General features: G+C 58.1%; 7 protein-coding genes. 4 read left to right on the top strand and 3 right to left on the bottom strand.

What is annotated here, in order from left to right; genetic code table 11:
• Positions 1-14: 14 nt before the first annotated feature.
• Complete coding sequence (locus D3879_RS25275; RefSeq protein ID WP_119956910.1) at positions 15-2,141, bottom strand: TonB-dependent receptor; 2,127 nt, start codon at positions 2,139-2,141, stop codon at positions 15-17.
• A gap of 432 nt (positions 2,142-2,573) precedes the next feature.
• Here D3879_RS25275 and fusA point away from each other — a divergent pair, with 432 nt between their 5' ends.
• On the top strand, positions 2,574-4,676 hold the full coding sequence (fusA, locus tag D3879_RS25280) for an elongation factor G (protein ID WP_119956911.1): 2,103 nt from the start codon (positions 2,574-2,576) through the stop codon (positions 4,674-4,676).
• A gap of 261 nt (positions 4,677-4,937) precedes the next feature.
• Here fusA and D3879_RS25285 read toward each other — a convergent pair whose 3' ends face one another.
• Positions 4,938-5,993 carry an NAD(P)H-dependent flavin oxidoreductase gene (locus D3879_RS25285; protein WP_119956912.1) on the bottom strand — a complete coding sequence of 352 codons (1,056 nt, stop codon included), beginning with the start codon at positions 5,991-5,993 and terminating at the stop codon, positions 4,938-4,940.
• A gap of 127 nt (positions 5,994-6,120) precedes the next feature.
• Between D3879_RS25285 and D3879_RS25290 the strand changes: the two genes are divergently transcribed.
• Complete coding sequence (locus D3879_RS25290) at positions 6,121-7,047, top strand: LysR family transcriptional regulator (protein WP_119956913.1); 927 nt, start codon at positions 6,121-6,123, stop codon at positions 7,045-7,047.
• A gap of 667 nt (positions 7,048-7,714) precedes the next feature.
• On the top strand, positions 7,715-9,061 hold the full coding sequence (locus tag D3879_RS25295; protein WP_338014912.1) for a sensor histidine kinase: 1,347 nt from the start codon (positions 7,715-7,717) through the stop codon (positions 9,059-9,061).
• A gap of 83 nt (positions 9,062-9,144) precedes the next feature.
• On the opposite strand, the gene D3879_RS25300 is transcribed toward D3879_RS25295, so the two are convergent.
• Complete coding sequence (locus D3879_RS25300; RefSeq protein WP_119956915.1) at positions 9,145-9,849, bottom strand: response regulator; 705 nt, start codon at positions 9,847-9,849, stop codon at positions 9,145-9,147.
• A 324-nt stretch (positions 9,850-10,173) separates the two neighbouring features.
• Here D3879_RS25300 and D3879_RS25305 point away from each other — a divergent pair, with 324 nt between their 5' ends.
• Complete coding sequence (locus tag D3879_RS25305) at positions 10,174-10,683, top strand: DUF1993 domain-containing protein (protein WP_119956916.1); 510 nt, start codon at positions 10,174-10,176, stop codon at positions 10,681-10,683.
• The last annotated feature ends 316 nt before the right edge of the window (positions 10,684-10,999 follow it).

Genomic DNA, 10,999 nt, shown 5'->3' on the forward strand with positions numbered 1-10,999 from the left:
CGCTCTGCAGGCTGTCAGAACCTGTAGTTGGCACTTACCTCGAGGGTTCGCGGCGCACCAGGGGTGATCAGGTCCACCGAGCCGTGAGCGGAGGCGTAGTATTCCTTGTCGAAGACATTGCGCAGGCGCAGCGCCATGTCCCACTCCGGCAGGTTGTAGAGCAGCGCAGCATCCACCGTGGTGTAGCTGGGCATGACCACCACGTTGTCCAGCGCGGTGTAGCGGTCATCCACGTAGTTGGCGCCCATGCCCACACGCCATTCCTGGGTCAGCGAACGCACCAGCCAGAGGTTGGCGCTGTTACGCGGAGTCAGGGTCGGCGTCTGGCCTTCGTTGGCCACGCCGTTGGTCTTGCTGTTGGACTTGGTGATTTCCGCGTCCAGGTAGGCGTAGCCGGCATAGACCTGCCACTTGTCACTCAACTGGCCAGTAGCGGTGAGCTCGAAACCATCGGTGCGCTGCTCGCCAGCGAGCACCTGTAGCGCCGGGTTCGCCGGATCGGTGGTCTTCATGTTGGTGCGCTCGAGGCGGAAGATCGCCGCGGTGACCGCCAGACGGTTATCGAGGAAGTCCCATTTGGCCCCGAGCTCGTAGTTGGTGGTTTCTTCCGGCTCGAGATGCTGGTTGGTCACGCTGACGGCGAAAACCTCGCCGGAGGGCTGGTAGCCGCGGCTCACCGAGACGTAGTAGGACTGCACCTGATCCGGCTGATAGACCAGGCCGGCGCGCGGGCTCCAGGTCTTGTCGGTACGGTCGAGATCGGTATTCACCGGGCGATCATCGTCGTACTCCTGGCCAAAGATGTCGTAGCGTACGCCGAGCAGGGCCTTCCACTGCGAGCTCAGCTCGACCAGGTCCTGCACATAGAAGCCGGCGGTGTCCTGGAAGTTGGTGCCCTTGGAGGACAGGGTGCTGGCGTGCTCCGGCACGGCGACCAGGGCATCGCGGAATACCGGTACCCGCGCCACGTTGTTCTGGCTGAACACCCGTTGGTGTTTGTCCTGATGACCCAGTTCCATGCCATAGAGCAGGCTGTGCTGCATGCCGGCGAGCTGGGCCTGCTGCTTCAGTTCCGTCTGGTTGAACACACCGTATTCGTCGCGCGCGACGTTGCCGCGGTTGAGCTTGACCAGCAGTTCGCCGTTGGGCGCGGTGACGAAGCGCGTCGGGCTGCTGTCGGCCAGGGTGTTGTTGCGGTCCAGGTCGTAGTGGTAGTAGCGGCTGGTGTTACTCAGGGTGAAATCGTCGTTGATGCGATAGTCGAGGCCGGCGGTGAAGGAGTACACCTCGCTGCGGGCGTAGTCCTGGTCCGGATCGCCCGAGCCGAAGCGCTTCTCGCGGTCGACGTCGACCGGGCGGTTGCCCAGCGCCGGGATGCCGAAGTCGATCAGGCGTTTGTCGTACAGATAAGTCGCGCCCAGATTGAGTTCGAGATCGTCGGAGAGTTTGAAGAAGGCCGAAGGGGCGATGGCCTTGCGATCGATGTAGGCATCGTCGCGAAAGGTGTCGCTGTCTTCCAGCGCACCGGTGACGCGGAAGGCCTTGTCGCTCTGCTGCTGATCGGCCCAGCCGGTGTCGAACTGGGTGCGCTTCTTGCCCTCGCTGTCGAAGGTGGCGCCGACTTCCTGCTTGGGCGTGAAGCTGGGCTTCTTGCTGACGCTGTTGATCAGGCCGCCGGAAGAACCACGACCGTAGAGCACCGCAGCCGGGCCTTTGATCACTTCTACCCGCTCGATGTTGGATAGGTCACGGAAATACAGCGCGTCGTCGCGGATGCCGTCGATGTACATATCGCCGATGGCGCTGAAGCCGCGGATGGTGACTTGATCGCGTTGCCCGTCGCCGTTGGACAGGCCGATGCCGGGGACATTCTTCAGCACATCCTCCATCGACTGTGCGCCCTGATCCTTGATCACACTTTGCGGAATCACGTTCACCGTCTGCGGGATATCGCGCAGCGGCGCATCGATCTTCAGAGCGCTCCGACTGTCGGTCGGCATGTAGCTTTGCTCTTCGTATGCGCTGGTAACGGCAGTTGCCGGTATGGCCAAAGCTTCTTTCGTTTCCGCATGCAACGCCGGTATTACCAAAACGCCCAGCAACAGCAGAGAGACTGGGTTAATGCGCAGTAAAGCCACCATAAGCTCCTTATATGAATTATGGCGCTAATGATAATGATTCGGCTTTGTAAGTAAATATTTAGATTCAGATACTTTCAGATCCAGCCGTTAGAAAAGCCCCCCTCTCCATGCCAGGGCGAGCATGCCTTTTGTCTCGATAGCGGCCGTGAAGCCTGTTTTAGCGCTAATCGGCTAACCACTGAGCAGGTCGGCCGAGGGCCTGAGGATGGGCTGATATGCTTATTAATATCTGCGATTAGCCGTAACCGGCTCCCGGGGGGAAGTACCGGAGTGATATGTGCATCGCCACAGATGCTGCAGATTCGGATTGGCCGCTTTTCGGTCTGCCCGCCTTTGATTGTGCTGGCATTTGGTTAGAGAACGTTGACCTTGTCCCGTGATTCCAGCAGTGGATTGCTCGTGGCGATCGCATAACTTGACTTGGAGTACATCATGGCTCGTACGACGCCCATCGAACGCTATCGAAACATCGGTATCGTCGCGCATGTCGATGCAGGCAAGACCACCACAACCGAACGCATCCTGTTTTATACCGGGGTCAACTACAAGATGGGTGAGGTGCATGATGGCGCCGCGACCATGGACTGGATGGTGCAGGAGCAGGAGCGCGGCATCACCATCACCTCGGCGGCGACCACGGCGTTCTGGACCGGGTCGCGCAAGCAGTTGGACAAGTACCGCATCAATATCATCGACACCCCTGGGCACGTCGACTTCACCATCGAGGTGGAGCGTTCGCTGCGCGTGCTGGACGGAGCAGTGGTGGTCTTCAGCGGTGCCGATGGCGTCGAGCCGCAATCCGAGACCGTGTGGCGTCAGGCCGACAAGTACCACGTGCCGCGTATCGCCTACGTGAATAAGATGGATCGCGCAGGCGCTGATTTCCTGCGCGTGGTCGGACAGATCAAACAACGCCTGGGCCACACACCAGTGCCGATCCAGCTGCCGATAGGCCAGGAAGAGAATTTCCACGGGCAGATCGACCTAATCAGGATGAAGGCCATCTACTGGAGCGAAGACGACCAGGGTATGACCTTGCATGAGGAAGATATCCCTGCCGAACTGCGTGATGAGGCCGAAAAGTGGCGCTTGAATATGGTCGAGGCGGCTGCAGAGGCCAACGATGAGTTGATGACCAAGTACCTGGATGCAGGTGACCTGAGCCACGAGGAAATCAAGGCTGGCCTGCGCCAACGGACCCTGTCCTGCGAGGTGGTGCCTGCGGTCTGTGGATCCTCATTCAAGAACAAGGGGGTGCCGCTGGTGCTCGATGCGGTGGTCGAACTGCTGCCGGCGCCCACCGAGATCCCCTCGATCAAGGGCGTGCATCCAGACAATCTGGAGCGAGCGGATGAGCGCCACGCCGATGACAAAGATCCCTTCTCAGCGCTGGCGTTCAAGATTGCCAGCGATCCCTTCGTCGGCACTCTGACCTTCATTCGGGTCTATTCCGGGGTGCTGAACTCGGGCGATGCCGTGCTCAACTCAGTCAAGGGCAAGAAGGAGCGGGTCGGCCGCATGGTACAGATGCACGCCAATCACCGCGCTGAGATCAAGGAGGTGCGGGCCGGCGACATCGCCGCGCTGATCGGCATGAAGGACGTCACCACCGGCGACACCCTGTGCGACCTGAACAAGCCGATCATCCTCGAGCGCATGGATTTCCCCGAGCCGGTGATCTCCATCGCGGTGGAGCCAAAAACCAAGGCAGACCAGGAGAGGATGGGCATCGCCCTTGGCAAGCTGGCCCAGGAAGACCCCTCGTTCCGCGTCAAAACCGACGAAGAAACCTCGCAGACCATCATTTCCGGCATGGGCGAGTTGCATCTGGACATCATTGTCGACCGCATGCGCCGCGAGTTCAGCGTCGAGGCCAACACCGGCAAGCCGCAGGTGGCTTACCGGGAGGCCATCCGCAAGACATGCGAGATTGAAGGCAAGTTCGTCCGCCAGTCCGGCGGGCGCGGCCAGTACGGCCACTGCTGGATACGTTTCGAGCCGGCCGACGAAGGCCAGGAAGGGCTGCAGTTCACCAACGAAGTAGTGGGCGGGGCTATCCCGAGGGAATTCATACCGGCCATCCAGAAGGGCATCGAGGAGCAAATGAGGAATGGCGTCCTCGCTGGCTACCCACTGCTCGGCCTAAAGGCCGCGGTATTCGACGGCTCATTCCACGACGTGGATTCCAGTGAGATGGCCTTCAAGATTGCTGCATCCATGGCCACCAAACAGCTGTCGCACAAGAGCGACGCGGTGCTACTGGAGCCGATGATGAAACTGGAGGTGGTGACGCCCGAAGAGTACATGGGCGACATCATGGGCGACCTCAACCGCCGCCGTGGCCTGATCCACGGCATGGAGGACGGTGTCTCGGGCAAGATCGTCCGCGCCGATGTGCCACTAGGTGAGATGTTCGGCTATGCCACCGATGTTCGCTCGATGTCCCAGGGCCGCGCGAGCTTCTCAATGGAGTTCACGAGGTACGCACAAGCACCACCCAGCATCGCCGATGCCATCATCAAGAAGCAGGGCTGAACAAGGCATCAGGCAGCAATCTGCAATGGCTTCGGCGCGGCGCGCCCTGGCTGAGCACGAGCAGTTCGTAGGGCGGGTGAAACCCGCCAAATAAACACAACACAACAATCTCAGCCAATCATCAGCTATCACCGCGCGGGTTTCACCCACCCTGCGAAGCTGTAGGAGCTAGCTCTGCTAGCGAAGCCTTTGCGTTGCCTACATTCGCTCGCGATGCTCGCTCCTACAGGGTCAGCGTTGCGCTCAGGCTTTTGACAGAACCTAACCATTCATTTCCTCCACCAGCGTCCTGATCAGTTCAGCCGCCGGCATCTCACGGGCGAGTGCTGCGCCCTGCCCGGCCCATTGCACGGCGAAATCATTGCTGCCCCTGGCGCTGGCGGCAGCGTGCAGAGCCTTCGCCGCATCGTAGGTGATCGGGTAATCCGGCAGACGATACGGCCCGGGCGCCCCGACCTCGCTGAACATCCGATTGATGATGCCGCGTGCCGGCCGACCGGATATCACGCTGGTGATCTGCGTGTGCCTGGCGCGCTCGCTTTTCATCGCTTGCCTGTAGGCCGCATTGGCAGAAGACTCAGGGCAGAGGATGAAGGCGGTGCCCAATTGCACCGCGCTGGCACCTAGAGCCATGGCTGCCGCGATGCCCTGCCCATCCATGATGCCGCCAGCCGCGATGACTGGAAGCCGCGTCTGCTTCGCTATCAGGCGAACCAGCGGCAGTGTGCCGATACCCTCATCACCCTGCTCCGGCTCGAACACCCCCCGATGTCCGCCTGCCTCGATACCCTGGGCGACGATGAAATCGACTTCTGCCTCTTCCACAAGGGCCGCCTCTGCGGGTGTGGTTGCACTGGCCAGGAGGATGATGCCGGCCTGCTTCAATGCACGGATCTGCTCCTGCGGCGGTAAGCCAAAGTGGAAACTGACCACCGCAGGACGCTCGCTGAGCAACAACTCGAGCATCGCCTCGTCCTGCAGGAAGCTTTTGTAGATTTCCTTCAGTTCTGCGGGTGGTGTGGCGCCGAACTCCGCGAAGTAAGGTCTGAGGTATTCCAGCCAGGCGGCCTCTCTCTGCGCATTGGCCATGGCCGGGCGGTGGCAGAACAGGTTGACGTTGAATGGTTTGTTGGTCAGCACGCGGGTTTCACTGATCATCGCCCGCGCCTGCTCCGGCGTGCTGGCACCTATGCCTATTGAACCGAGACCACCAGCATTGGAGACTGCCGCAGCCAGCTTGGGCGTTGAGACACCGACCATGGGTGCTTGGATGATTGGAAACTCAACCCCTGGGATGTGCGTGGCCTTGTCTTTCATTAGATTCCACCTGAAAAGCACCTGGAGAAGGCATCGGTATCGATGCCGGTAAAAGCCTGATCAATGTATCTCTGCAAAAGATTATTTTAGTAAATATAATCTCACAATGAGAACAAGGAAATTCACCATGGATCTGTCAGCTCTAGAGATCTTTCGTGCGGTAGCCCAAGAACGAAGCATCACCCGCGCCGCGCTGCGTCTAGATCGAGTGCAATCCAACGTGACCACGCGAATCCGGCAGCTCGAAGAAGAACTCGGCGTGCAACTGTTCCTCCGTGACGGCAAGCGCATGACGCTAACTGATAGAGGACAGCATTTCCTCGAATACACCGAAAAACTGCTGGCGCTGGCCGAAGAGGCGCGCCAGTCAATGCACCCGGATATTCCCAGTGGCCATCTGCGCATTGGCTCGATGGAAAGCACCGCCGCCAGCCGCCTGCCCAGCCTGCTGGCGCAGTATCACGGTCAATGGCCTGGAGTCAGTCTGGAAGTCACCACCGGGCCAAGCCGTGATTTGCTGGAGGCCTTGCAGGAGCGTCGGCTCGACTGCGCTCTGATCGCCAATCCTGTGACCCTGACAGCAGGCCAGTGGGTTGCCGAAGCGTTGGCTTCAGGCCTTCAAGGCGAAACGGTTTTCACTGAAGAGTTGCTACTGGTGATGCCGGCTCAGCACCCACGCGTGCATGGCCCCGCGGATGTGAAAATCCGCACTCTGGCGGGCTTTTCGCGCGCTTGCACCTATCGCCAGGTCGCGGAAAACTGGTTGTGCAGCCATGTCGAAGGTGTGCAGAAGAACCTCAAAGTCCAGGAAGTCGGCTCCTACCACTCCATTCTGGCCTGCATCAGCGCCGGCTCCTGCGTAGGAATCCTGCCCAGGTCGGTGCTCGAACTGCAGCGCGAACCACCTAAGGTCCGTACACACCCTGTGATGAACATCGACACGCAACTGGTCTGGCGCACGGGCTATGGCACTGCTGCTTTCGAATCCTTCCGTGATCTCTTACAGAGCAGCTATCAATCACTTGCGGCTACGGCACGCACAGTGCCCATGTAACTCCTGAGCACTAGTGGCCTGTACGGCTAGTTGGTTAACTCAAGTTCGGATGCCTGGAGTCCTGAGACAAGGCGCCGTGACGAGTCATAGCAGGGCTATTTTGATCCGCAGCAACGCAGTATCGGGGCTTCAGGCGCCGGAATTGCCTAATGGAACTAGCCACACAGGCCACTAGCAGGTAGCCGGTGACTTTGCGGCCCCCGCTTAGCATTGAGCGAGTCGGGGCACAGGCTAAGCGTTACAAAAGGCCCTCCCCCGGTTGGGCTATAAAGTGAATTGAAACTATCCTGAATGCCAGGTGTGTGGACGTTTCCGTCCGAACCGCTACAACCCCAGAGTGCTAGTCCATGATTGGATCAATGGTCAGCCAAGTAGTGGGCAATACCACCTGCTGTTGCACGAATCTTTTGTTGCATGAACCTTTTGTTGCACGAATCTTGTCGCAGGAATCTCCAGCTATCCGTTTCGCGTTTTTGTATTACCGCCCAATCAAGAGCGCCTAGGAGTTGCACGGATGTTTACAGAAGCGAAGGTCGAACCAAACGCTGAGACTGTTGCCCCGGACGCGGATCAGGCGTCACTCGAACCAGCTTCGAGGGCACCGCTCCCTCAGCCAAATACGTGGTGGCAGACTGCGCGGAATAAACTGCGAGGGCTAAATCGCTCTATGCAGTTCGTGATTGCTGCGGCGATCATTCTGGGCATAACCATGGCGTTTGTTGGCAATCTCATCAGTCAAAGGATCAAGCACGATGCTACTCAGAGCGCTGGCGAAGCGGCGGCGCTCTACATGGAGGCCTTTCTGGCCCCCTACATCCAGGAGCTGGCCACGAGCCGAGAACTCTCTGCCGCGAGTACCCTGGCAGTCGACAACCTGATGGCAAACACCTCGATCAATCAACACATCGCGTCGATAAAAATCTGGCTGCCGGATGGCACGAATATCTACAGCACCAGCAAACTGCCGGTGTTCAGAAACTACCCGGAAGACCCTATCGAACAGGTTATGCAAGGCAAGATCGTCACGCGTTTGGCCGCCTTTGATAATTCAGAGCATGACCATGAACGCAGCCTGGGTATCCCGCTCTATGAAACCTATGTACCGCTCAGGAAAGTCGGTTCTGGGCAGATTCTCGCCATCGGCGAGTTCTACGAAAAGGAGCATGAAATCGATAACCTGCGTCAGGAGGTCTGGTCGGTCATCGGCGCGGCAACGCTGGCTATGCTTTTGCTGTTGTTCTTCATCGTTAGACGTGGCGACCAGATCATTGAACGGCAACAGATGACTCTCAAGTTGCAGATGCAGGAGCAAGCCCAGTTGCACTTGCAGAACACCAACCTGCAAGATCGAATCACAACGGCTAATCACGAGTTTTCAAGGATCAACGAGCTCACACTCCGCCGTCTCGGCGCCGATCTTCATGATGGTCCCGCTCAGCTGTTGACCCTTATTCTCCTGCGCCTCGATGAGCTTGGAGTTTTGCAAGACAGTTACCCGCAGGATAGCGGCCTCTTAGGGGGAAACGTACTCGAATTGGTTAGAAGCGCTGGTCAGGAGGCCCTGCGTGAAATCCGCGGTATCTCCCTCGGGCTGGCACTCCCAGAAATCAATGAGCTGAGCTTGCGCGAAGAATTGCTGCTGGTTGCGCACCGGCATGAGCTGCGGACCGAAACGGAAGTGAAGCTGACGCTTGGTCCTCTTCCCGACGATGTTCCGTTACCGTACAAAATCTGTATTTATCGCTTCACCCAAGAAGCGCTAAACAATGCCTTTCATCACGCGGGCGGAAAAAGCCAAAAAGTCAGCGCCTCTCACCACAAGGGCCTGCTTGAAGTGCAAATTGAGGATGCGGGCGAGGGTATTCCAACGGCAGGTTCGGGTGCGGCGAACCGCGGCAGAACGCCTCTAGGCCTGGTCGGTATGCGCTATCGCATCGAGTCGCTCGGCGGCGTATTCAGCATTGACTCCGCGCCTGGGGCCGGAACCAGGCTCAAAGCACAATTCAATCTTTGATCAATGCCTTCGCCGAGCTTTTGCGGTGGCTTGAGTGCCATCACCATCCGCCACCGGCAAATTAAGCAGGATCGCTCGCTGAACTAGTTCTGCGAGCTGTCATCAGCCTGCATGTCTGTGCCGGGCAGGATCATGCTTATGCTTGACGCTCTCTGATTCGCCCAATGCTGCTGAGCTGCCGTGACCGCCTCCACCCGATTGCGTGCGTGGAGCTTCAACATGACTTGCGTCATGTGGTGCTTAACTGTCTTCTCACTAATAGAGAATTTGATCGCCACCTCGCGATTGGTAAGCCCCGTCGATACCTCTCGAATGATCTGCTCCTCGCGTGCGGTTAGCGCTACTTGCTTTTCTCCCTCTTCAGACCCGCGAAAATTGCTGAGGAGCTTTCTGGCGATCATTGGCGTTATGACGGTCTCACCACTGGCAACGTTTCTGATTGCCTGCACAAGCTCTGGGCCGCTCACCCCTTTCAGCACATAGCCGTGCGCGCCAGCTTCCAGCGCGGAATACACATCGTCTTCAGATTCAGACACGGTCAACATCAAGACTTTAACGGTCGGCCGGGATACTGAGATGGCTCGTACCGCGGCAAAGGTATCGCCGGGCATACTCACATCCATCAACAGCACATCGGGCACAAAGCGCATGGCAATATGCTGAGCGTCTTCGGCACACGCGCCCTGCTCTACGACTTGAAAGTCGGCTATTTTTATCAGCGTCGCGGCGACACCCTGCCTTAAGAGCGGGTGATCATCCACAATGCCAATCCTGATCAGGGACTTCATAGGACACCTCCATGGGCTTCTGCTGATCATTGCCAGTGCCTTCAACCACGATGCCTCATCTTTCGGCACCCTGACAGTCGCAATGCATTCCGACATCTACAGTACTCAAATCAGTCTTGAGTATTAGCAGGTTATCGCTGTTTTTGCTTACCGACATTTAACTGCTTCATAGCCCTGGCAGCGCTGGATGGACAGAACATGTCTTCTCTCACGCGGGCCAACCGGCAGCTAAAAATACTCAATTCCCCGCGCTAGACGAACACGGCAAGGTTCAGATTCGCGTAATCGTTATAATCACGCCCACATTCAATCCCGGAGAGTCCTATGACCATTTCCCTGTACGCCGCATCCATTCCCGTGTTCAAGCAGATGCTGAACAGCTTGAGCGATATTTTGGTTAAAGCCGAAGCTCACGCTACGGCGAAGAGCATCGATCCCAATGCGCTGCTGCAAGCGCGCTTGTTCCCAGACATGTTCCCGCTGACCCGCCAAGTGCAGATCGCTGCTGATTTTGCCCGTGGTGTATCGGCCCGTCTGGCCGGTGTAGAAGTGCCCAAGTACGAAGACAACGAGCAATCTTTTGCTGATCTGCAAGCCTTGCTCAGCAAGACCCTGGCTTTTGTCGATGGCTTCACCGCCGCCCAGATCGATGGCAACGAAGCGCGTGAGATCGTTACCCGCCCAGGTACGCCGAAAGAGAAGAAATTCACTGGCCAGGCTTACCTCTTGAGCTATGGCCTGCCGCAGTTCTTCTTCCATGTCAGCACCACCTACGCACTCCTGCGTCACAACGGTGTTGAAGTGGGTAAGCGCGACTATATGGGTGCTTTCTAACACTGAAGAACGCAGAAAGCGGTTGGTTCTGGGCTGAATATCCGGCCTGCCGGGCGAGGCGCGGGTATAGAGCACCGTCATTCCTGCGCAGGCGGGAATTCAAGCAAGTTCGAGACCATGCATGGGGAGTCGCTAACGACTCCTTGTTGGGCATCACTGCGTTCAGCACCAACCTACGGGCCGCCGTTTGTCTGTAAGGCTGCGTGAAACCGTTGGCGCTGAGTCAGAGACGATGCCCAACGACCGGCCTGCAAGGCCGGGCGTTTGAATGTGCCTTACGCACTTAATCGGCAGCTTTTTGATCGTTCCCACGCTC

Origin of the sequence: Pseudomonas cavernicola (genome assembly GCF_003596405.1) — a bacterium.
In the GTDB taxonomy this organism is placed as follows: Bacteria; Pseudomonadota; Gammaproteobacteria; order Pseudomonadales; family Pseudomonadaceae; genus Aquipseudomonas; species Aquipseudomonas cavernicola.